The organism is Blautia sp. AF34-10 (assembly GCF_003477865.1).
GTDB classification, from domain to species: domain Bacteria; phylum Bacillota; class Clostridia; order Lachnospirales; family Lachnospiraceae; genus Fusicatenibacter; species Fusicatenibacter saccharivorans.
The window spans coordinates 94,479-116,809 of the sequence record NZ_QUED01000011.1 but is presented as its reverse complement, the minus strand read 5'-3'; the positions used below and the strand labels follow the sequence as shown (position 1 = coordinate 116,809).

At 44.5% G+C, this 22,331-nt stretch carries 16 protein-coding genes, 7 tRNA genes, 1 rRNA gene and 1 pseudogene; 22 read left to right on the top strand and 3 right to left on the bottom strand.

The features are described from left to right. The 14 genes and pseudogenes from DWZ60_RS08855 to trhA form a co-directional block, all read left to right on the top strand. Positions 1-107, top strand: a 23S ribosomal RNA gene (locus DWZ60_RS08855); the annotation flags it as partial. A gap of 122 nt (positions 108-229) precedes the next feature. Beyond that, positions 230-303: transfer RNA gene (locus DWZ60_RS08850), tRNA-Asp, on the top strand. 27 nt (positions 304-330) lie between these two features. Next, positions 331-403 (top strand) — tRNA-Val (locus tag DWZ60_RS08845). Between the two features lie 9 nt (positions 404-412). Next, positions 413-494 (top strand) — tRNA-Tyr (locus DWZ60_RS08840). A 19-nt stretch (positions 495-513) separates the two neighbouring features. Continuing rightward, positions 514-586: transfer RNA gene (locus DWZ60_RS08835), tRNA-Thr, on the top strand. A 33-nt stretch (positions 587-619) separates the two neighbouring features. Next, positions 620-692, top strand: a tRNA-OTHER gene (locus DWZ60_RS08830). A gap of 6 nt (positions 693-698) precedes the next feature. Then, a tRNA-Phe gene (locus DWZ60_RS08825) sits at positions 699-771 on the top strand. 8 nt (positions 772-779) lie between these two features. Continuing rightward, positions 780-852, top strand: a tRNA-Lys gene (locus DWZ60_RS08820). Between the two features lie 167 nt (positions 853-1,019). Next, positions 1,020-2,075 carry a D-alanyl-D-alanine carboxypeptidase family protein gene (locus DWZ60_RS08815; RefSeq protein WP_117762164.1) on the top strand — a complete coding sequence of 352 codons (1,056 nt, stop codon included), beginning with the start codon at positions 1,020-1,022 and terminating at the stop codon, positions 2,073-2,075. A gap of 320 nt (positions 2,076-2,395) precedes the next feature. Further along, on the top strand, positions 2,396-3,349 hold the full coding sequence (locus tag DWZ60_RS08810) for a peptidoglycan DD-metalloendopeptidase family protein (RefSeq protein WP_117762165.1): 954 nt from the start codon (positions 2,396-2,398) through the stop codon (positions 3,347-3,349). Positions 3,350-3,691: 342 nt separating this feature from the next. Then, positions 3,692-4,626: pseudogene (manA, locus tag DWZ60_RS08805) on the top strand (mannose-6-phosphate isomerase, class I). Between the two features lie 17 nt (positions 4,627-4,643). After that, complete coding sequence (locus DWZ60_RS08800; protein ID WP_022461220.1) at positions 4,644-5,519, top strand: ROK family protein; 876 nt, start codon at positions 4,644-4,646, stop codon at positions 5,517-5,519. A gap of 172 nt (positions 5,520-5,691) precedes the next feature. Next, positions 5,692-5,949, top strand: a complete 258-nt coding sequence (locus DWZ60_RS08795; RefSeq protein ID WP_055220299.1) for a GIY-YIG nuclease family protein — start codon at positions 5,692-5,694, stop codon at positions 5,947-5,949. Positions 5,950-6,175: 226 nt separating this feature from the next. Next, positions 6,176-6,850 carry a PAQR family membrane homeostasis protein TrhA gene (trhA, locus tag DWZ60_RS08790; RefSeq protein WP_118640817.1) on the top strand — a complete coding sequence of 225 codons (675 nt, stop codon included), beginning with the start codon at positions 6,176-6,178 and terminating at the stop codon, positions 6,848-6,850. 120 nt (positions 6,851-6,970) lie between these two features. Here the strand turns inward: trhA and DWZ60_RS08785 are convergent, their stop codons facing one another. After that, positions 6,971-8,548 carry a response regulator gene (locus DWZ60_RS08785; RefSeq protein ID WP_119188743.1) on the bottom strand — a complete coding sequence of 526 codons (1,578 nt, stop codon included), beginning with the start codon at positions 8,546-8,548 and terminating at the stop codon, positions 6,971-6,973. Between the two features lie 18 nt (positions 8,549-8,566). After that, positions 8,567-10,276, bottom strand: a complete 1,710-nt coding sequence (locus tag DWZ60_RS08780; protein ID WP_119221533.1) for a sensor histidine kinase — start codon at positions 10,274-10,276, stop codon at positions 8,567-8,569. Between the two features lie 316 nt (positions 10,277-10,592). Here DWZ60_RS08780 and DWZ60_RS08775 point away from each other — a divergent pair, with 316 nt between their 5' ends. Genes DWZ60_RS08775 through DWZ60_RS08765 form a run of 3 tightly spaced genes read left to right on the top strand, consistent with a single transcriptional unit; the run spans position 10,593 to position 13,932 of the window. Then, a complete protein-coding gene (locus tag DWZ60_RS08775; RefSeq protein ID WP_118595203.1) occupies positions 10,593-12,095 on the top strand; it encodes an ABC transporter substrate-binding protein in 1,503 nt (500 codons plus the stop codon). Positions 12,096-12,109: 14 nt separating this feature from the next. Further along, complete coding sequence (locus DWZ60_RS08770; protein ID WP_117801895.1) at positions 12,110-13,027, top strand: ABC transporter permease; 918 nt, start codon at positions 12,110-12,112, stop codon at positions 13,025-13,027. A gap of 20 nt (positions 13,028-13,047) precedes the next feature. Next, complete coding sequence (locus DWZ60_RS08765; protein ID WP_119221532.1) at positions 13,048-13,932, top strand: carbohydrate ABC transporter permease; 885 nt, start codon at positions 13,048-13,050, stop codon at positions 13,930-13,932. An 82-nt stretch (positions 13,933-14,014) separates the two neighbouring features. Here the strand turns inward: DWZ60_RS08765 and DWZ60_RS08760 are convergent, their stop codons facing one another. After that, positions 14,015-14,926 carry a 30S ribosomal protein S1 gene (locus tag DWZ60_RS08760; RefSeq protein ID WP_117804507.1) on the bottom strand — a complete coding sequence of 304 codons (912 nt, stop codon included), beginning with the start codon at positions 14,924-14,926 and terminating at the stop codon, positions 14,015-14,017. Between the two features lie 380 nt (positions 14,927-15,306). On the opposite strand from DWZ60_RS08760, the gene DWZ60_RS08755 reads away from it, so the two are divergent. From DWZ60_RS08755 to DWZ60_RS08735, 5 genes are all read left to right on the top strand, one after another. Then, positions 15,307-16,962 (top strand): putative manganese-dependent inorganic diphosphatase, encoded by a 1,656-nt coding sequence (locus DWZ60_RS08755; protein ID WP_117762172.1) that lies wholly within the window; start codon positions 15,307-15,309, stop codon positions 16,960-16,962. Positions 16,963-17,066: 104 nt separating this feature from the next. Next, positions 17,067-17,666: a flavin reductase family protein gene (locus tag DWZ60_RS08750; protein ID WP_117510675.1), complete on the top strand. Its 600-nt coding sequence runs from the start codon at positions 17,067-17,069 to the stop codon at positions 17,664-17,666. 349 nt (positions 17,667-18,015) lie between these two features. Next, positions 18,016-19,350 (top strand): NADP-specific glutamate dehydrogenase, encoded by a 1,335-nt coding sequence (gdhA, locus tag DWZ60_RS08745; protein WP_055220308.1) that lies wholly within the window; start codon positions 18,016-18,018, stop codon positions 19,348-19,350. A 430-nt stretch (positions 19,351-19,780) separates the two neighbouring features. Next, the gene (locus DWZ60_RS08740; RefSeq protein ID WP_117801782.1) at positions 19,781-20,134 is read left to right on the top strand and encodes an Hpt domain-containing protein; all 354 of its coding nucleotides are present in this window, start codon (positions 19,781-19,783) and stop codon (positions 20,132-20,134) included. 288 nt (positions 20,135-20,422) lie between these two features. Then, positions 20,423-21,868, top strand: coding sequence for a uracil-xanthine permease family protein (locus DWZ60_RS08735; RefSeq protein ID WP_117762173.1), 1,446 nt, complete (start codon positions 20,423-20,425; stop codon positions 21,866-21,868). Positions 21,869-22,331 lie beyond the last annotated feature (463 nt).

Genomic DNA, 22,331 nt, shown 5'->3' with positions numbered 1-22,331 from the left:
TTCGAAAGAAGTAAGACCCCTTGAAGACGACGAGGTAGATAGGGCAGGGGTGGAAGTGCCGTAAGGCATGGAGCTGACTGTTACTAATCGGTCGAGGGCTTGACCTGAAATGCAAAACAAAAGTTTTGCAGAAAATGGTTGTGTTCGGAAAGAAAGTATGGTATGATGTATAGGTGTTAAGTGTATGCGGTTTTGAAGGTATATCAAATATCTTCAAAATAGTTATTGTGGCCCGGTGGCTCAGCTGGTTAGAGCGCCGCCCTGTCACGGCGGAGGTCGTCGGTTCGATCCCGATCCGGGTCGCTTTTCATAACTAAATATCTGAAAAATGGGATCTTAGCTCAGCTGGGAGAGCATCTGCCTTACAAGCAGAGGGTCACAGGTTCGAGCCCTGTAGGTCCCATTCTTTTATGGGTGGTTTCCCGAGTGGCCAAAGGGGACAGACTGTAAATCTGCTGCAAATTGCTTCGGTGGTTCGAATCCACCACCACCCACTTGCCAATCAGGCAATCGGCCGATGTGGCTCAATTGGCAGAGCAGCTGATTTGTAATCAGCAGGTTATCGGTTCGAGTCCGATCATCGGCTTTACTTGAGAAATCAAGTACAAAAATAGGATATCGCGGGATGGAGCAGTCTGGAAGCTCGTCGGGCTCATAACCGAAGGTCGTAGGTTCAAATCCTACTCCCGCAATTTTATGCCTAGTTAGCTCAGTTGGTAGAGCAGAGGACTGAAAATCCTCGTGTCTCTGGTTCGATTCCGGAACTAGGCATATTTTACGGAGCATTAGCTCAGTCGGTAGAGCACTTGACTTTTAATCAAGTTGTCCGGGGTTCGAATCCCCGATGCTTCACTATGTGGAACCCTTTCGAGGGTTCTTTTTTTTGTTCTGCATATCCCAAATTGGTCCGGTGGACCAATTTTGATTATGTTTATCTTAAGGTTACGGCGAAAATCTTGCAAAAGAGCAGGAAATGTACTATGCTTTGAAAGAATAAAAAAGAACGGAGGAATCTGTTTATGGCACAAAAAAAGAAAAACAAAAGACGAAGACGCCAGTTTCAGCAGAAAGTGATTTTAAGTGTTCTGCTTGTTATCATTATCGGATTGATTGGCGTGCTTGGATATCAGATGCAGAAGAACGAGAAAAAACAGACGGATGGAAACGCAAGTGCATCCTCTTCGGTTTCGTCATCCTCTCTTGCTGGGGACAGTTCAGAGCCGATATCGGATTCCAGCCCGGAGGAGGAGATTACACCGATGCCTGAGCCGGTACAGCAGATTTCGTCAGATGGTCTGAACAGTCAGCATGCCCTGCTGGTGCGGGAAAGCGATCTGGCTGAGATGATGAATCTGGGCGGAGATGAGAGAATTTATCCGGCGTCGATGACAAAGATTATGACAGCGCTGCTTACCATTGAAAATCTTCCGGATCTGAACGAGACGATTACGGTTCCGGAGGACATCTTCGAGGAACTGACGGCACAGGATGCGTCGGTAGCGGGATTTAATCCGTACGAACAGCCGACGGTTCGTGATCTTCTCTATGGTGTGCTGCTGCCATCCGGCGCAGATGCATGTGAGACATTGGCGAGAGCAGTCGGCGGATCGGAAGAAGGTTTTGTGGCCATGATGAACCAGAAAGCAGAAGAACTGGGACTTACCAATACGCATTTTGAGAACTGCACGGGACTACATAACGACAACCATTATTCTACCTGCCGTGATATTGCGGTGCTGATGAGTGAGTGTCTGAAGAGTGATACGTTTCGCGAGATCGTGACGAGGGAGGTTTACACAACGGAGGCTACCGCATCACACCCGGAGGGAATTACGCTGTATGATACGATGCTCCACCGGTTTACCAGCTATGAGATGAGTACGACACTGGAGAACGGGGCAGTCATTGAAGGCGGAAAGACCGGATTTACCGATGAGGCGGGTCAGTGCCTGGTCAGCTTTGCAGAATATGGAGGCGAAGAGTACATACTTGTTACGGCAGAGGCCATGACGGATTCGGGATCTGCGGTGGACAGCATCGCGGATGCGAGTACGGTGTATGGAAGATTACAGTAAATACAGGTGAAAGCGAGAGCTGGAAACGGGAGAAAATTCCCGGTTCCGGCTCTTTTTTTTACGTGAAGCAAGTCGAGAAAATAAGGTGTGGATAACATTGGGGATGTTTTGCACGGAATGCGCAGAAAAGAATTATGTTTTCCACAAAAGAAAGAAGCGCAGGGGAAAAATTGTGGATAACGGAAAGGAAAAATCCGGTTTTTGTGTATAGATCGCGCCGGATGGGAAATACTGCTTACTGTAGAAAAGCAGGAGGAGAGCGAGAAATCGAAAAACGCCTCTGAAATGCTTAAAAAGATATCAGCAGAGGTGGTAAGAACATGAAAAGAGACAAGTTGAGAATCGGCGTGATCACAGCGGCACTGGCAATGATGATTGCAGGCGGAGTGCTGACCTGGCAGCAGGATGCGAGAAACGGTAAGGCAGATCAGGCGAAACAGGGAGAGACGGCACAGCTTACAGAGGACGAAAGCACCGGAACTACAGAACAGCAGACGGAGGAGACGGCGGGAGATGCAGACGGAACGCGTGCCGTACAGGATCAGGCAGATGATGTGGAAAACAGTCTGGAACAGGTGCCGGAAATGGAAGCGGCGTGTGAAGAAGAGGCGGCGGGAAATCCAGAAGCAGATGCAGAGACGGCTCAGAATACACCGGAAGAATCAGATGGGAATACAGAAAGACAGGACGCGCAGGCGGTAAACGGAACAGCGGCGGATCAGAACGGAGAAACAGGATCAGGAGAAACAGCGGCGAATGAAGAAACGAGTGCAGCATCCGGAACTGTGGATTCTGCAGAAAATCAGGAAACGGCAGTTGAGACAGCAGGGGCTGCACAGGATCTGATGTTCAGCGAAGCGACAATCATGGAACTGCCGGTTACTGGAACAGTTCTGATTCCGTATAACATGGAAAATACCGTTTATTTCCCGACACTGGATCTTTACCAGTGCAATCCAGGCGTTGTTTTCTCGGCGGCAGAAGGAACTCCGGTTTTGGCGGCAGCGGACGGAGAAGTTGTGAGTGTGGAAAATGATGCAAGAACCGGCCTCACCGTCACCATGAATCTTGGAAATGGATACGAAGCCATCTACGGACAGCTCACAGACGTTTCCCTCGAGGCAGGCCAGAAAGTTCAGAAAGCAGCACGGATCGGAGCAGTTGCAGCACCGACGAAATATTATGTAAAAGAGGGAAGCAATCTTTTCTTTGAGATGAAAAAAGATGGAAAAGCCATTGATCCTATGGTATATCTCCCGGCAATTTCGGAATAAAAAAGAGGACCTGCACGAAATGGGATGCGGGAAAGTATTATAAAGTGTAGGATTCGCAATCGAATCTTTTTTACAGGTTTTGAATACAAAAAAGGCGGCGCAGACCGCGGATGGTAAAATACCGTTTTTCGATTGCTTTTTATAAAAAAGGCTGGCTGAAAACAGTCAGCTTTACATATAACAAACAGGATTGTTTTGATATAGAAAAAAGGCGGAATAAAAGGAAAGTAACCGGTTACAGAAAATGTGAAAGTTTGTCATTTTAGGGGTTTCGTTTTTGAATGTTATCGGTTAAAATAGATGTAGTGGACAGATCCTGAAAACAAGGAGGATTAGAAAAATATGGAGCTTTTATTTATGGACCGGTGTTCAAAGAAGCAATCTGGGGTGGAACAAAGTTAAGAGACGTATTTGATTACGAAATTCCGAGCGATACAACCGGCGAGTGCTGGGCGATCAGCGGACATGCCAACGGAATGAGCCGTGTGGCAGGCGGAAGATTTGATGGAAAAACATTAGGTGAGCTCTGGAAAGAGGAGCCGGAAATTTTCGGAAATTACCCGGGAAGCCAGGTTCCGCTGCTGATCAAGATCATTGATGCAAAAAATGATCTGAGCATCCAGGTTCATCCAGATGATGCTTATGCAGGAGAGCATGAGAATGGATCTCTTGGAAAGACCGAGTGCTGGTACGTGCTGGACTGCGAACCGGGTACAGAAATTGTTATCGGACACAATGCAAAAGACAAGGCAGAAGTGGAGAAAATGATCCGCAATCATGAGTGGAGCGATTTCATCCGCAAAGTGCCGGTACATAAGGGAGATTTCTTCCAGATCAATCCGGGATGCGTACATGCCATCAAAGGCGGCACACTGATTCTGGAGACACAGCAGAGCAGCGATATCACCTATCGTGTATACGATTATGACAGACTGCAGAACGGCAAACCGAGACAACTTCATGTAGAGCAGAGTATCGATGTTATCGAGGCTCCGTTTAAAACGGCAGATATCGATACCTTTACAGAGGAAATCCCGGGCGCGGTACATACCCATTTTGTAACATGCAAGTTCTACTCTGTAGATAAATACGACATCGACGGTGTATTCACCTTGGATGCGAAAAAATATTATACTAATGTAAGTGTAATCGCCGGAGAGGGTACTGTAAACGGTATTCCGGTTAAGAAAGGTACTCACTTTATTATACCGGCTAATTTTAATGGATGCAGATTTGAAGGAAAACTTTCTGTAATCTGCTCAAATCCAGAAGCATAAGAGAGGAGAAAAACACAATGAGACTTGGAGCATTAGAAGCAGGCGGAACAAAGATGGTCTGCGCAATTGGAAACGCAAATGGAGAAATTTATGAGAGAATTTCTATCCCGACCGAGACACCGGAAATTACCGTTCCGAAAATGATTGAGTATTTCAAAGAGAAGGACATTCAGGCACTGGGAATCGGTTGCTTTGGACCGATCGACCTGAACAGAAAATCCGAAACATATGGTTACATTACCACAACTCCCAAATTAGCATGGAAGAACTACAACATCGTAGGCGCTTTCGCAGATGCACTGGACATCCCGGTTGGATTTGATACCGATGTAAACGGTTCTGCACTGGGTGAGGCTACCTGGGGAATCACAAAAGGTCTGGACAACAGCATTTACATCACCATCGGAACGGGCGTTGGAATGGGAATTATTTCCAATGGCAAGCTGTTGCACGGCATGCTTCATCCGGAAGGCGGACACGTTCTGCTGACCAGACATCCGAAAGATACTTACGGCGGAAAATGCCCGTATCACAGCAACTGCCTGGAAGGCCTTGCTGCAGGTCCTGCCATTGAAGCACGCTGGGGCAAAAAAGGTATTGAGCTGGCAGACAAAAAAGAGGTATGGGAGCTTGAGGCTTACTATATCGGACAGGCACTTGTAGACTGCATCATGCTGCTCTCCCCGCAGAGAATCGTTTTGGGCGGAGGCGTTATGCATCAGGAGCATATGATGCCGCTCGTAAGAGAAGAAGTAAAGAAACAGCTGAACGGATATCTTGTAACAAAAGAACTTGAGGATCTCGACAGCTACATTGTACTTCCAAGCCTGAACGACAATCAGGGTATCATGGGCGCATTGAAACTGGCGGTAGATGAGCTGGCAATGCAGTAAAAATAAAAATGAGAAAACCGTTCGGAGAAATCCGGACGGTTTTTTGCTTACAGGAAACTTCGTTGAATTTTCCTGCGAAGCAGGACTCTTTCTTATTTTTTGGATTGCGCCTAAAAGAACCGAGTGTTAAAGTTACATAGAATACAGATGAACAGAAGGAACGGAATTTGAAATGGAACAGGGGAATTTTACATATATTCTGGAATGCAGCGATGGATCTTTTTATACAGGCTGGACCAATAATTTGGAACGCAGAGTAAAGGCACACAATGCTGGAAAAGGAGCGAAATATACAAAGAGCCGCAAACCGGTAAAACTGGTGTATTTTGAAACCTTTTTAACAAAACAGGAGGCTATGCGGAGAGAATGGGAAATTAAGCAGCTTTCGCGGGTAGAAAAATGGAAGCTGATTCAAGCGAAGAAGCAATAAAAATACAAAAACAGACAGCTCAAACAGGCACAACGGTATGCGTAAGCGAGCAGTCTGTTTTTTTGTGTCAAAGCAGGTCAAACATTTTCAAAAGAAAATAGATATTTTGACTTGAAAAATAATTTTATCCTGCTATAATAAAAGAAACGATGATAAGTAGTAATCAAAACTACATAAAGTAGTAATTGAAATACACAGTGTTTCTGACAGGAAAGGAATGAGCAGGATGAAGTATATCAGAAAAAATGGAATCAAGGATCCTGGCAGTGCGATTACACATGGAACTGCGCTGATCCTGGCGGTGGTGGGAACGCTGCCGTTGCTTTTGAAGGCGGCACGGGAGCCGGATCATCTGCATGTGGTCGCAATGGCAGTGTTTATGCTGAGTATGATTTTGCTGTATCTGGCGAGCACCGTGTATCACACGTTTGATGTAAATGGGAAGGTAAACCGTCGACTGAAGAAGTTTGATCATATGATGATTTCCGTGCTGATTGCGGGAAGCTACACACCGATCTGCCTGATTGCACTGCATGGACGGACGGGAATTGCACTCTGTGCACTGGTGTGGGCGGCAGCGATTGGCGGGATTCTCGTCAAGGCATTCTGGATCAACTGTCCGAAGTGGTTTTCTTCGGTGCTGTATATCGCAATGGGCTGGCTGTGCGTTCTGGCGTTTCATCCGCTGTTTCTGGCCCTCTCGCGGCCGGCGTTTGGATGGCTGCTGGCCGGCGGAATTATTTATACAGTCGGCGGGGTGATTTACTCCTTAAAAATGCCGGTGTTTAATGCAAAACATAAAAAGTTCGGAACACATGAAATTTTCCATCTGTTTGTGATGGGTGGCAGCTTCTGTCATTTTATTGTGATGTATTATTTTGTGGCGGCGATGCCGGTATAAAAACTTGTTTGAAGATAAAACAGTAATGCAAAAATAAAATACTGCGGAACGTATTTTCGTTATACCCGGGTATTAACATTTATTTGGGAAAACTTTACGCTCCGCAGTACTATTTTTGCATTATTTTTTCTTTTGACGGTATTCACTCGGAGAAATTCCGTAGACTTTTTTGAATACCTGTGTAAAATAAGAAAAATTCGTGTAGCCGATATTCGTTGCAATTACACTGACCGGGAGATTGGTTCCCTCAAGCAGGGAAATCGCAATTTTCAGTTTTTCCTGCACGATATAGTCAGAAAGTGAAATTCCTTTTACCTTTTTGAAAAGCCGGGAGAGGTATTCCGGGTTCATGTATACCTGATGTGCGATTTCGGTGCGGGTAACATTCTGGTGAATATTTTTCTGAATAAAATTTATCACCTGGTCGATCTGTGAAACACCTGGTTCTGCGCTAATTTGAAGGCTTTTTAGATAATCAACGGAAAAATCAAGCAGTTTATGCATCTCTTCTATGGAATGACAGGAGTTGTTCAGAGCGTGAATATCGTATTCTTTTTCAAAAACACCGTGTGCACCGATGTGGTGATGGTTCAGAATCTGATAGAAGATCTGAAGAAAATCCTGTAAAAAGAGACTGAGCATTTTCTGGTTTACATGACCGGATTCTTTTTGGCGGAGCAGATAATCATGCATGTCTGCACGGACGGCATCGTAATAACCAGAGGAGAGCATGACATTCCAGTGGACAAAATCCGGAGGGGTGTAGGGAACCTGGGAAATGCTGGATTTCTGATAAAAAATACCACTATAGTTTGCCGCATTTTCACTGCGCTGTTCCAAAAGTTGCTGTATTTTATCTGGTAGCAGAAGAAAATTTGCAGAATGAGCACAGTAGCATGCTATTTTAAAGTGGAGATACTGTGAAGCGGCTTCCACAAAAGTATGCAAATAAATTTGCACCTGATCTTTTGTAAAATTATCGGTTTCGTATAAAATAAGGGCAAAAACCTGTTCGTGGACATGGCAGAAAAGCAGTTTTTTAGTGAACGGCTCAAACAGCTCGAAAACGACATTCTGCAGGATAGAGCGGAGGAGAGAAAGGTCACGAACTGGATGTGGCGTGTCCTGTTCGAGAATATCAATCAAAGTCAGAACACAGGAACAGTCGGGATCGAGTTTTATGGAGATCGTGTCCAGAAAACTCAGGATATTCTGCGGTTCTGCAGGCTGTTTCTGCAAAAATTCATTTAAAAGCACATCAAGAAGATCCATTTCGCGTTTGCTGAAATAGTTTCCATATTCACTGTAAAATTTTTCCTTTCTTTCCTTTTGAATTTGCAGGACTGCTTTCTGAATGGAAACCTCAATTGCACTGTAGGGAGCGGGCTGAATCAGATAATCGAATCCGCCGAGTTGCAGTGCTTTTTGTGCATAGGAAAAATCTTCATGTGAGGTGAGAAAAATACATTTGATTTCTGGAAAATGCTCCGCAACCCATTCATAAAGTTCAAGACCGCTGCCGAGCGGCATTTCGATATCGCAGAGCATGATATCCACGGAATTGTTTGAAAGAATTTCACGCGCACGGATAATGTCGTTAGCACAGAAAACCTGTCGGATGGAAAGCGCATCCCAGTTGATGCCGGAATGAATACCGGCGACAACATCGGGTTGGTCATCAATAATCAATACATTCATTCGGGATTCCTCCTCTTTCTAGGATAATGAAAACAAATTTTCGTTTGAGAGTAAGCTACTTTTAGTTTCTGAACTGGTATTTGGTTCTTCCTGGATGGGCAGGATAATTTCTGTCATGGCGCCGGAGGAATTGTTCATACAGATCAGTCCGGCCTGGTCACCGTAAAGTAAGGTAAGTCGTTGACGGAGATTGTGTATACCGATGTGCTGTCCGGTTACTGCATCTTCTGTATGTTGCAGAAAGGACTGCAGAAATTCGTCCGGAAATCCGGTTCCGTTATCCTGAATACTGATATTTAAATAATTTCCTTCTTCAGTCTCTGTCAGCTGTACGGAAATGTGTACATTGAGCGGCTGGCTGGAGATTCGCCCATGCTTAAAAGAATTTTCGACGAATGTCTGAATGCAGAGCATGGGAACCGGAAACTTTGAAACAGCGGGATCGGCAGAAATGGTCAGCTCAGAAGAATCTCTTGTGTTTAGCTTCTGAAGTTTATAATAATTCTGTACCTGATTCAGTTCCGTCTGCAGTGGCACAAGACTGCTGTTGTCGCGGAAGGTATAGCGGATATACTGGGAAACATATAAAATCATTTGCTGTGCATCGTTTCCTTTATTCTGTTGAATCATACCGTAAAGAGTTTTCAGGCAGTTCAGATAAAAATGAGGCTTCAACTGAATTTGAAAATATTGCAGCTGAGATTTTTGAATGGTCAGCTTATTTTCATAAGTGCGGATTTTCAGATGGTGAATTTCATCCATCATTCGGTTAAAAGTGGAATTAAAGACGGAAAATTCACGGATAAACTGTGTTTCCTGCAGTTTTGAGTTCAATTTACCGTTTCGAATATTCTCCATGGTAGTGATTGCATCTCTTAATGGAGAAAAGTAAATTTTGATGGCCAAAAAACACATGAACGGAATCAAAAGCAGTGCCAGCACAGAGGCAATGATGGCAAACATCTGTGTCGCATTTAAATAAAACTGGCTTCCCTGGTAAGAGGAAAGGTAAAGCATGGTAATATCAGCATATTTTAAGCGATCCTGTACAACAAAAAAGTTTTCTTTTTGTCCTTTTTTGACGTGGTTATTGTCTTCAGGCGAAAAGGTCAGTTTATTTTCTGTAATGGTTTTAGAAGGATTTAATACGGTTCCGTCATTGGAAAGATAGACGAGTGAACTAGTTTTATGCGTTTGTGTGGCGAGGCGAGATGGAGCCATGACCAGGTCAAAATCTACTAGAGAAACACTGTAGGCATTGGAAAAACCGAGAAGGCGAACCAAAAAGTATTTATCACCGACTTTATCGTAAAACCAGGATTTGGAAGTTGATTCAAAATCAAGGGATTTTACATAATTCTGCATTGTTATTAATTCTTCATAGGAATAGCAGTCCTGATAGGCACAGCGGCAGACATCATTGGGAGCAGAATAAATATAGACAGCACCGAGACATTCTGTCAGAGCAAGCTGTTCCCGTGCTTTATTCACAATGGAGAGTGTATTTAAATGAACATCGAGCGGATCAAGTTTATATTTTAGTTTCTGATAATTCCAGTTCTGAGCCCAGTCCTGTGCCATTGAGGTTTCTATCTGGGAAAGATCTGCTTCTAACTGTTCCTGATAGAGAAACAGAGCATTTCGGTTTGCAGAAGCGATTTCGCGGTTCAGCAGGCGAAGCGAGTAGAAATCAAAAAATATCGTCAGAAATGTAAGCGGAATAAGCATGATAAGGCTTATAAGGGTGAAAAAAATTTTTGATGAGATGTAAAAATTTTACGAGATAACATAAGAGCCTCCAAGAATATAACAATATAAGAAAAATCGTGTGAGCGTTCCAATTGTTGGAACATGCCATTTATTCTAATATAGATGTCGTGTGTTTTCAAGAAATAAGTATACAGATTCGTTAAAATAACGAAAGTTACAGTGGTATGTCACAATATATAAAGAGAAAGTCACAGATTTTATAGAGAAAGAGATACTTCTTTGATAGGATATAGCTATTCGTAAAACAAAGAAAAGAACAAAGGAGAGAAATGTAATGAATAAGAAAAAAGCAATGACATTTTTACTTGTTTCTGTTATGGCGGGAAGTATGCTGGCAGGTTGCGGAAGCGATGCAAGCTCTGCACAGGGTTCATCTTCTAAGAGCGCAGAAAGTAGCAATAATGACAGCTATACAGTAAAAATTCTGGCACCTGGTGATGCAAGTACAGATGACTGCGCAAAAATTTCTGAAGCAGCAAGCAAAATCACAGAGGAAAAATTCAATACAAAAATTGAAGTAACAAGAGTTGGTTTTGGAAGCTATGATCAGCAGGTAAACCTGACATTGGCATCTTCTGAAAAATTGGATCTGATGTATGAGTATTGTGGAAATGTAACATCTGCAATCAGCAGCGGACAGATCCTTCCAATTACGGATTATCTGGACAGCTATGGCAGCGATATGAAATCTGAGATCAGCGAATCCGACTGGAAATGTGTAACCTTTAACGGCAATATTTATGGTGTTCCGTCCAATAAAGAGAAAGCAACGGGATGGGGATTTGCTATGAATAAAGAGATGGCAGATGCAACCGGAATTGACTATAGTTCTATTAAAACAGAAGAGGAGTTGGAGCCGCTCCTTGAAAAAGTAAAAGAAATGTATCCAGATGTATATCCCATTGTTTCTCATGTGGGTTCCATGAGCCTTATGGCAAATTCAGATGACCTTGGTGGAGACATCGGATCTTTAGAAAGTGTATCTTCTGACAGCACAGAAGTTATTAATTACTACGCAACAGATAAATATATGAACGAAATGAAACTTCGCTATGACTGGGCGCAGAAAGGTCTGATCATGCCGGATGCTTCCACTTCTACTGAAATGGCAAATAGTCTGATTGGTTCTGGTAAAGGTTTTGGACGTTTTACAAATACAAAACCAGGTATCGAGCAGGAGATCGAAAAAGAGTCCGGAAAAGAAATCGTTGTTTTGGATCTGGTAGAACCATATACTACCACAACACGTGTTGACATTGTATGGTATGTTCCGCATAACAGTGATAAACCGGAAAGAGCTGTACAGGTATTAAACGAAATCTACACAAACCCGGATTTGGCAAATATTCTTATCAATGGTCTGGAAGGAACTCATTATGAGTTTACAGACAAAGACAACGGTGTCATCAACTACCCAGACGGTGTAACAGCAAGTAACACAGGTTATACCAGTCTTCCATGGGCTTGGCCGAATGAGGCAATTTCCTATGTATGGGAAGGAAATGATCCGGACATCTGGGATCAGACCCAGGAGTTCAACAACAATGCGGTTGTTTCTCCGGCCAAAGGTTTTGCATGGGACAACACAGATGTACAGAACGAAGTAACTGCATGCGCAAACGTAACTGCCAAATATGGTCCTGCACTGGAGTGCGGTTCCCTGGATCCAGAAACTACCATTCCGAAATTCCTGGATGAGTTGAAAGCAGCAGGAGCAGATACCATCATCGCTGAGAAGCAGAGACAGTTAGATGATTGGCTGGAAGCCAACAAATAATGGAGGCTGGGAAGATGAAAAGAAATTGGGGTAAAATTCGCAGATTTATTCCCATGTATCTGATGCTGCTTCCGGGGCTTGTATACTTATTTATCAATAACTATATGCCTATGGCTGGAATTATCATTGCATTCAAGAAATATAATTACAGTCTGGGAATCTTCAAAAGCCCGTTTACAGGTCTTAAAAACTTTGAGTTTTTGTTTAAGACAAAAGATGCTTGGACAATTACAAGAAATACACTGGGATATAACATTATTTTTATCGTGCTTGGAACAGTCCTTGCAATTGCAGTAGCAATTCTGCTGAATGAGATCCGTTCCACGATGGGAAAGAAAGTATACCAGACCCTAATTCTGGTACCGTTTCTGATTTCTATCGTCGTTGTCAGCTATTTGGTATATGGATTCCTGAGTACAGATGCGGGATTTATTAACAACAGTATTCTGAAACCGATGGGAAAAGAGGCAATTGGATGGTATTCCAATGCGAAATATTGGCCATTCATTTTGATTTTTGTCAATATATGGAAAAACCTGGGATATAACTGCATTATCTATTATGCAACGGTAGTAGGATTGGATGCCAGTCTTTACGAGTCTGCATCTATCGACGGTGCAAACCGCTGGCAGAGAATTGTACATATCACACTACCGGGATTGAAAACAACCATTATCACCTTGACGCTGATGAGTGTAGGACGTATTTTCTATTCAGATTTCGGACTGTTCTATCAGGTACCAATGAACAGCGGACCGTTGATCGATGTGACTAACACCATCGATACTTACGTATATCGTGGATTGATGGAGCTGAATAACATTGGTATGGCATCTGCCGCAGGTCTTTATCAATCACTGGTAGGATTTGCACTGGTACTGATTGCAAACCTGATTGTTCGAAGACTGGACGAAAACAGTGCATTATTCTAAGCGAAGGGAGAGTATGAAAAATGGTTGAAAGAAATAAAAGCTTTCAGATTGCAGCTAATGTGATTATGATCTTACTGTCCGTTATGTGTATCGTCCCGTTTATTCTGCTGATTATGTCATCAATCACCAAAGAGAACATTCTATTAAAATATGGATATTCTTTCTGGCCGCGTGAAATCAGTTTTGATGCATACAAAACACTGCTGGTAGATTCAGGCAGTATTGTAAGAGGTTATATCATTTCCGCACTGGTAACGGTAGTCGGAACCGTGGCAAACCTGACTCTGACAACATTGTTTGCCTATCCACTGTCAAGAAAAGAGCTTCCGGGAAAAGCATTTTTCTCCTTTATGATTTTCTTTACGATGTTGTTCAACGGTGGCTTGGTACCGTCCTATATGATGTGGACTGGAATCTTTCATATTAAAAATACCATCTGGGCACTGATTGTTCCAAATCTTCTGATGGGAGCTTTCTATGTCATCATGATGAGAACGTATTTCACCACCAACATTCCTGATGCGGTCATCGAGGCTGCAAGAATTGACGGAGCAGGTGAGTGGAGAATTCTGGCAAAAATTGTTCTTCCGATGTCTACGCCGATTATTGCTACACTGGCACTTCTGGTCGGCCTCGGATACTGGAATGACTGGTTGAATGGTCTGTACTATATCAACAACGATAAACTGTACAGTATTCAGGTTCTGCTGAATAAGATGCTTCTGGATGTGCAGTATCTAATGAGCGGTGCTTCAGGAGGAGCATTGACACAAAGCATTACACTTCCGGCAACTGGTATCAAAATGGCCGTTGCAGTTATGGGAGCACTTCCAATTCTGGTTGTGTATCCATTCTTCCAGAAATACTTTGTGAAAGGTATTGTGATTGGAGCTGTAAAGGGCTAATAGAATTCTTATAATAGAAAGCAGACTTTCCAGATACACGCAGGAATGCGTGAGAATGGAAAGTCTGTTTTTTGATGCAACTTTAGTTCAGCTTAATATTTTTAAACAGCGATCCCAGTGTCGTTGTCACTTCCTCTGTCTCCGGGAGTTCGATGGTTTCTTCCTGAATTTCTTCGGCGGCAACGTCGTCGAGTGCCTTCATGGAGAGACTGAGTTTGCCGTCTTTGATGGCAATGACTTTTACTTTGACTTTGTCGCCGACTGCCAGAACTGCGGATGGATGTTTGATTCGTTTGGCGCAGATCTGGGAGATGTGGACGAGGCCGGAGAGGCCGTTTCCGAGGTTGATGAATGCGCCGTATGGCTGCAGGCTTTCCACGGTTCCTTCGGTAACAAGGCCGACTTCTACGTTGGAAATTTTCTCTTTGCGGTCCTCATCTGCTTTTTCACGGAGAAGCTCGCGGGCGGAGAGGATCAGGCGGTCTTTTTCTTTGTCGAGGTCAAAAACCTGTACCTGAATGTCTTTGTTTAAGTATTCATTCAGATCTTCCACGTAGTTCAGGGAGAGTTTGGAAGCCGGGATGAAGCCGCGGATTCCTTCGACGTAAGCGATAACACCGGCGTTTACGATTCCTTTGACTTTTACATCCAGTACGGTTTTCTCTTCTTTGTACTGTGCGAGTTTTTCCCATGCGAGGATATCGTTTGCCTCTGCGCGGGAGAGAAGAATGTTGCCGTGGCCGTCGTCTTTGCGGATCACGGTTGCGGTGATTTCGTCACCGACCTGAACAGCGTCTTTTAAGGAGAAGCCAGGCTCGTTGCTGAAGTCCTCGGCGCGGATGACGCCCTCTGCGTAGTATTTCAGATCGAGAATCACCTCTTTTTCATCTACGGAGATGACGGTTCCGGTGAGCATGTCGCCTTCCTCAATTTTTTTGAAGGAAGCTTCCAGCTCTGCGGAGAAGTCATCCATGGTTAATTTTTCTTCTGACATAATGAAACACCCCTTTTTCGTAAGAATAACAGGAAAACGAGAGGAAAATTGTGGATTTATGAAAAAATCGGGTTCAATTTTGCACGTTTTTCTATCTGCGTTTATCTTAACATAAAAGATTTTCTTTGACCAGATGAAAAAAGGATGGTAATATGTGTGTAGTCGTTACCAAAATTACTGAGACGCGCACTTGCTGCGCGGCTGCAGGAGAAAGTGATTCAGGTGGCCGCCCGGAACTTCGCGGAGCGAATTTGCATGTGCAGGGCGGCGGTTACTGGTCACGAAGTGAGCAGTAACTGTAGTCGTTACAAAAAAAGAAGTAAAACTACCGGGACGAACTTACTGTATACCACAAACATACAGAAGGGAGGAGTACTATTATGAAATCAAATTCAAGAGTTTATGTAATTGGCCATAAAAATCCGGATACGGATTCCATTTGTTCGGCGATTGCCTATGCGGATATCAAGAACAGGACAGATAAAACCAAAACCTACATGGCGCGGCGTGCCGGTCAGATCAATGAGGAGACCGAGTATGTGCTGAAACGCTTTGGGGTGCGTGCGCCGGGCTACCTGCCGAATGCGGGAACGCAGGTAAAGGAAATTGAAATTCACGAGGTGCCGAGCGTGCCGGGTACGATTTCCGTGAAAAAAGCGTATTCCATGATGAAAAACAACAATGTAGTCACACTGCCGATTACTTCGCCGGACAATGATCTGCAGGGCGTGATCACGGTCAGTGATATCGCGGAATCCTATATGGATTCTTATGACAGCCATGTCATGTCACTGGCAAGGACGCAATACCGCAGTATCGCGGATACGCTGGACGGATCTGTCATTGTCGGAAATGAGCATGGATATTTTATCCGCGGAAAAGTCGTTGTCGGCGCATTCCATCCGGATACGATGGAGAACTACATCGAAAAAGATGACCTTGTCATTCTCGGAAACCGTGCGGAAGACCAGCTCTGTGCAATCGAGATGGATGCAAGCTGCATTATCGTCGGACTTGGCGCAAAGGTGACGAAAACGATTCAGAAATTTGCAGAGGAAAAATGCTGTGTGATCATCAGCAGTCCGCATGACACGTATACGATTGCGCGTCTGATTAACCAGAGTATTCCGGTCAAATATCTGATGCGCAGAAGCAATCTGATCACGTTCAACACCGAAGATTTCCTCGATGATATCAAAGAAGTTATGAAAAATCAGAGACACCGCGATTTCCCGATTCTGAACAAGAAAGGAAAATATGTGGGAACGATTTCCCGTCGGAACCTGATCGGAAATGCAGGAAAGAAACTGATTCTCGTCGATCACAATGAGGAATCACAGGCGGTCGATAACGTCAAAGAGGCGGAGATTCTCGAGATCATCGACCATCATCGTCTGGGATCACTTGAGACGATGGCGCCGGTTATGTTCCGCAATGAGCCGGTGGGCTGCACGGGAACGATTATGTATGAAATTTATAAGGAAAAAGAGCTGGAGATCGCGCCGAACATCGCAGGACTGCTCTGCGCAGCCATCATTTCCGATACGCTGATGTTCCGGTCGCCGACGTGTACGTTTCTTGACAAAGCGGCAGCAGAGGCACTGGCGGACATTGCAGGCATCAGCATTCCGGAGTTTGCATCCGAAATGTTCCGTGCAGGAAGCAACCTGAAAGATAAATCACCGGAAGAAATTTTCTACCAGGATTTCAAAAAATTCATCATGGGCGATGTTACGTTTGGTGTCGGCCAGATTACATCCCTCGATGCGGGCGAGCTGGAATCCATCAAGGAACAGCTTCTGCCGCAGATGGAAAGCGAGTGCGGAAAACACGGCATCGAGATGGTATTCTTTATGCTGACCAATATTATAGAAGAATCTACAGAGCTTCTGTATTATGGAAGCGGGGCAAAGGAAGTCATCGAAAAAGCTTTTGAAGATCTTCCGGTCAACGAGGTCAGCTGCGAGCTGAAGGGTGTTGTATCGAGAAAGAAACAGCTGATTCCGGCATTTATGATGGCGCTGCAGAATCAGTAAAAACAGAAAAAATAAAAAAGCGTGGTTCCGGGCCTGAAAACAGATCCGGGGCACGCTTTTTTCGGTCATAAAAGGGTGAAAAAGAGGAAAGGAAAGAAATAAGAATGGGAAAACAGACATGGAAAGCGGGAAATATGCTGTATCCGCTGCCGGCGGTCATGGTGTCGGTGCGCGGAAAGAACGGGGAGGACAACATCATCACCGTTGCCTGGGCCGGCACGGTGTGTACGAATCCTCCGATGGTATCGATCTCGGTGCGGCCGGAACGCTACAGCTATCAGATGATCAAAGAGAGCGGTGCGTTCGTCATCAACCTGACGACGGAGGACCTCTGCTATGCGACCGACTACTGCGGCGTGCGCTCGGGAAGAGATGTGGATAAGTTCAAAGAGATGAAACTGACGAAAGTCGAGGCGGAGGAGATTTCCGCACCGATGATCGGGGAGTCGCCGGTTAATATCGAGTGTAAAGTGGAGCAGGTGCTCGAACTGGGCTCGCATCACATGTTTCTTGCAAAAGTTGTGGCTGTCCATGCGGATGAGGCATACATGGATGAGCGCGGCCGCTTCGATCTGAACCGCGCGAAACCGATTGTGTATTCCCACGGAGAGTACTTTGGAATCGGGAAAAAGCAGGGAACCTTTGGCTGGAGCGTGAAGAAAAAATCGAAAACACCTAATATAAAAACAAAAAACCGCAGCTAATCTTTATTTTCTAAAGAATCAGCACGCGAAATTTTATAGTACTTTCGGTAAAAATATACAAAATCGACAAAAATACTGGGTAAATATTAGAAAACGCTACAAAATCATGATTTATTAGGAATTTTTTGCGTGAAATATTGCAAAAACCGGATATTTTATGCTATAATATCAACCAATCGTTGACCTTATAAAATTAAGTGTTCCGGAGGACGGGAGAATCCACCGGAGACGCGAGAGAGTGCGGAAATGATTTTCTCCACGCTTTAAGGCTGATGAGAACCGCAGATGGATCTTTTAAAGAAATCTTTCTGCACTACATTAAGGGAGAAATTTCAAGGAGGAAACTAACATGTCATACGTAGATGAGGTTATTGAGTCCGTAGTTGCAAAAAACCCAGCTGAGCCGGAATTCCATCAGGCAGTCAAAGAGGTTCTGGAATCTCTTCGCCCTGTTATTGAAGCAAACGAGGAAAAATACAGAAAAGTCGCTCTTCTGGAGAGAATGGTAGAGCCAGAGCGTCAGATCAAATTCCGTGTGCCGTGGGTAGACGATAAAGGACAGGCTCATGTAAACACCGGATATCGTGTACAGTTTAACAGTGCAATCGGACCTTACAAAGGAGGAATCCGTCTGCATCCTTCTGTAAATATTGGTATTATCAAATTCCTGGGATTCGAGCAGGTATTCAAAAACTCACTGACCAGCCTTCCGATCGGCGGAGGTAAAGGTGGTTCTGACTTCGATCCGAAAGGAAAATCTGACAGAGAGATCATGGCATTCTGCCAGAGCTTTATGACAGAGCTTTGCAAATATATCGGCGCAGACACCGACGTACCGGCTGGTGACATCGGAACAGGCGCAAGAGAGATCGGCTTCATGTTCGGACAGTACAAGAGAATCCGCGGCGTATACGAAGGCGTTCTGACTGGTAAAGGTTTAAGCTACGGCGGATCTTTAGCAAGAACAGAGGCTACCGGATACGGACTGCTGTACCTGACCCAGGAGCTGCTGAAACTGAACGGCATCGACATCGCAGGCAAGACCGCTTGTGTATCCGGTTCCGGAAACGTTGCAATCTATGCAATCGAGAAAGCTACTCAGCTTGGTGTGAAAGTTCTCACCTGCTCTGACTCCAACGGATGGGTTTACGATCCAGACGGAATCGATGTAGCTGCATTAAAAGAGATCAAAGAAGTAAATCGTGCCCGTCTGACCGAGTACAAGAAATATCGTCCAAACTCTGAGTACCACGAAGGACGCGGCGTATGGGTTGTAAAAGCAGACCTTGCTCTTCCTTGCGCAACTCAGAACGAGCTGCTGCTTGAGGATGCAAAAGCACTTGTTGAGAACGGATGCACTGCAGTATGCGAGGGCGCTAACATGCCTACTACTCTGGAAGCAACCAAATATCTGCAGGAGCACGGCGTAATCTTCGCACCTGGAAAAGCTGCAAATGCAGGTGGTGTTGCAACATCCGCACTCGAGATGTCCCAGAACTCCGAGCGTCTGTCCTGGACCTTCGATGAAGTTGATGCAAAACTGAAAAATATCATGATCAACATCACACACAACATGGTTGATGCTGCAAAACGTTACGGCCATGAGGGCGACTATGTTATGGGCGCTAACATCGCAGGCTTTGAGAAAGTAGCTGACGCTATGATGGCTCAGGGAATCTGCTAATCTGATTTTGAGAAATCCAAAGGGATCTCCGGTTAAGACCGGGGGTCCCTTTTTGCATAAAAGATAGAAGAAACACAGAAAAATAACGAAAATTACAGTGTACAAAAAACATTACATTTTGCAACGAGACTAGACAGAAGAAATAGACTTTCACGCGGTACCGTGTGAATAAAACGACAGAATATGCGAGTAAGTTGTATTATTATGCATGAATGCAATATACAGGTAAGATAAAAACGTAAGAAAAACGTAAGAAAAAAGATGTTTTATGTTCAGAAATAGAGCGTATAGTAAACAAAAATAATGCAAAAATAATGAAAAGCAGAAGTTGACAAGAGCTTGCGTGAGAAATATAATTATTTATGTATTGATAAAGAACTTGTTTGCATTAATATGTAATGAATTTGCATACAGGGAAGAGGAAGAGAAGATGACATTAAAAGATTGCTACATGCAGATGGGAGCAGATTACGAGGAAACCGTTCAGCGGCTTCGCAGTGAATCTCTAATTCAGCGGATCATTTTAAAATTTCCGCAGGATCCGAGCTATCAGGAGCTTTGCCAGGCACTGGCGGACGGAAATATTGAGGTTGCATTCCGTGCAGCTCATACATTAAAAGGCGTGTGCCAGAATCTTGGCTTTAACAATCTGTACGAGCCAAGCGCCGAGCTGACCGAGCGGTTAAGACCGCTGCAGGAGACCGAGACGGATGATCTGATGCAGAAGGTGACGGAAGAATATAACCGCACCGTAAAAGCGATTGAGGATTTCCAAAACGCTTAAATTGAAGGAAGAAAACAAGGAGACATTGATCTGTGAGATGAGGAACACAGACCGGTGTCTCCTTTTTTATGGAATTCTGTACAAGATGCGGGTTGACGGGAAAAAAGAAACATGATAATCTTTTTACATAAAAGCACAGCTTATGAAGAAGAATTGCTTAAAAAGAAAAACTTATAAGTATCTATAAGAAGAAACAAGGACGCTTTGCCGGAAAAATTCCGGCTGTGCAGGGCATATTCCATACCGAAAGGCAAGGCAGCCCAAATCTACAAAAGCAGGAGAAAAGCAATGAAAAAAGAAAAAAGTTCAGCTATGGGAACCCCGTACACCTTTGAAGGACGGATTCCGCTGAAGCAGGCGATTCCGCTTGGATTGCAGCACGTAATGGCGATGTTCGTAGGAAACCTCACCCCGCTTCTGATCATCATGGGAGCGTGCGGTCTGACGGCGGATGCGGGCTACGGTGCACTTCGTACGGCTCTTTTGCAGAATGCAATGACAGTAGCCGGTATTGTAACACTGGTACAGATGTTTTCGATTGGACCGATCGGCGGTAAAGTGCCGATTGTTATGGGTACATCTTCTGGATTCCTCGGCGTATTCAAGAGCGTGACAGCCGTGCTGGGACAGGGCGCGCTGACGTACGGCGCTATCCTTGGTGCGACAATTGTCGGCGGTCTGTTTGAGGGCGTGCTTGGCGTCTGTTTAAAGCCGCTTCGTAAATTTTTCCCGTCGGTTGTTACCGGCTGTGTCGTTATGGCGATCGGTCTTTCGCTGATTCCGGTTGGAATCAATTATCTCTGCGGCGGTTCCGGAACGAACGATTACGGTTCCATACAGAACCTGTTCCTTGGCATGGTCGTTCTGATTGTAACGCTGGCACTGAAGCACTTTACAAATCCGAAGGGAATCTTAAGCACGGCTTCAATTCTGATCGGTATTTTAGTCGGCTACGTGGTAGCTATTATTATGACCATGGTTCTGCCGCATACCGGAACGGCGGTTCTTGAGGATGGAAGCACTGTTTCCTATACATATTCCTGGGTTGTCAATTTCCAGCAGGTAAAAGATGCGTCCTGGTTCGCACTCCCTGGTATTGCAGGCTTTGGAAAACTGGCTGAGGTAAAACCAGTCTTCCGTGTGGAGGCAATTCTCCCGGTAGCGATCATGTTCATCGTAACAACCGTTGAGACGGTCGGCGATATCTGCGCCTGCGTAGAGAGCGGTATGGACCGCGAGGCAACCGATTCTGAGCTTTCCGGCGGTATCATCTGCGACGGTCTCGGATCCAGCTTTGCAGCAGCACTCGGCGTTCTCCCGAATACTTCTTTTGCACAGAACGTCGGCATTATTTCGATGACAAAAATCGTAAACCGTATGGCACTTTCCTGCGGAGCCATTTTCCTGATCCTCTGCGGACTCTGCCCGAAGATTGCAGCATTTGTATCCATTATGCCGCAGTCCGTACTCGGCGGTGCAGCCGTTATGATGTTTGCGTCAATTCTGGTTTCCGGTATCCAGCTCATCACAAAAGAGCCGATTACGAGCCGTGAGATCACGATCGTTTCTGTTGCACTGGGTCTTGGCTACGGCCTTGGTTCCACAGCGGGAGCAACTTCTGAGCTTCCTTATTATATCCAGCTGATTTTCGGCGGCTCCGGTATTGTTCCGGCAGCTGTTGCGGCGATTGTACTGAATATTATTATTCCAAAAGAGAAGAAAAAAGCAGAATAAAGAACAAAAAAAGAAAAAGAACCTCTTATGTTTCCGGAAAGAAGTATTTCCGGGGAGAGATAAGAGGTTCTTTTTTATTGTGCTGCCCGGCATTCGGAGGGAACTGCCGGTAGAAGGCTCTGCAGGTAAAATGTCTGAAAATACGAGAAATATACAAAATGACGGAAAAAGCACAAAAAATCCGTCAATAGATAAAAGAATAACGAAAAAGAAAAAGTCAAGATTGACTATAAATTTTAAAATAGTGTACAAAATCGACAATATGAATTAAAAAAACGAAATAAATTGTGAAAAATACATAAAAAATGCTTGTCAAAACGGGTGGAAGAGAGGTGTAATTATTGCATAAAAAAGTGTGACGAAAATGTGAAAGTTTTAGGCAAAACGTATGATTAAAAACAATGGATTCTTCGTAAGCCTGGACAAAAGCAACAACGGAGCACGCAAAAAGAACGTAAATCAC

Bases quoted from the DNA above. Each gene is read 5' to 3' on its own strand.
- DWZ60_RS08815 (WP_117762164.1), top strand. From the start codon at position 1,020: ATGGCACAAAAAAAGAAAAACAAAAGACGAAGACGCCAGTTTCAGCAG.
- DWZ60_RS08810 (WP_117762165.1), top strand. From the start codon at position 2,396: ATGAAAAGAGACAAGTTGAGAATCGGCGTGATCACAGCGGCACTGGCA.
- DWZ60_RS08800 (WP_022461220.1), top strand. From the start codon at position 4,644: ATGAGACTTGGAGCATTAGAAGCAGGCGGAACAAAGATGGTCTGCGCA.
- DWZ60_RS08795 (WP_055220299.1), top strand. From the start codon at position 5,692: ATGGAACAGGGGAATTTTACATATATTCTGGAATGCAGCGATGGATCT.
- trhA (WP_118640817.1), top strand. From the start codon at position 6,176: ATGAAGTATATCAGAAAAAATGGAATCAAGGATCCTGGCAGTGCGATT.
- DWZ60_RS08785 (WP_119188743.1), bottom strand. From the start codon at position 8,548: ATGAATGTATTGATTATTGATGACCAACCCGATGTTGTCGCCGGTATT.
- DWZ60_RS08780 (WP_119221533.1), bottom strand. From the start codon at position 10,276: ATGCTTATTCCGCTTACATTTCTGACGATATTTTTTGATTTCTACTCG.
- DWZ60_RS08775 (WP_118595203.1), top strand. From the start codon at position 10,593: ATGAATAAGAAAAAAGCAATGACATTTTTACTTGTTTCTGTTATGGCG.
- DWZ60_RS08770 (WP_117801895.1), top strand. From the start codon at position 12,110: ATGAAAAGAAATTGGGGTAAAATTCGCAGATTTATTCCCATGTATCTG.
- DWZ60_RS08765 (WP_119221532.1), top strand. From the start codon at position 13,048: ATGGTTGAAAGAAATAAAAGCTTTCAGATTGCAGCTAATGTGATTATG.
- DWZ60_RS08760 (WP_117804507.1), bottom strand. From the start codon at position 14,926: ATGTCAGAAGAAAAATTAACCATGGATGACTTCTCCGCAGAGCTGGAA.
- DWZ60_RS08755 (WP_117762172.1), top strand. From the start codon at position 15,307: ATGAAATCAAATTCAAGAGTTTATGTAATTGGCCATAAAAATCCGGAT.
- DWZ60_RS08750 (WP_117510675.1), top strand. From the start codon at position 17,067: ATGGGAAAACAGACATGGAAAGCGGGAAATATGCTGTATCCGCTGCCG.
- gdhA (WP_055220308.1), top strand. From the start codon at position 18,016: ATGTCATACGTAGATGAGGTTATTGAGTCCGTAGTTGCAAAAAACCCA.
- DWZ60_RS08740 (WP_117801782.1), top strand. From the start codon at position 19,781: ATGACATTAAAAGATTGCTACATGCAGATGGGAGCAGATTACGAGGAA.
- DWZ60_RS08735 (WP_117762173.1), top strand. From the start codon at position 20,423: ATGAAAAAAGAAAAAAGTTCAGCTATGGGAACCCCGTACACCTTTGAA.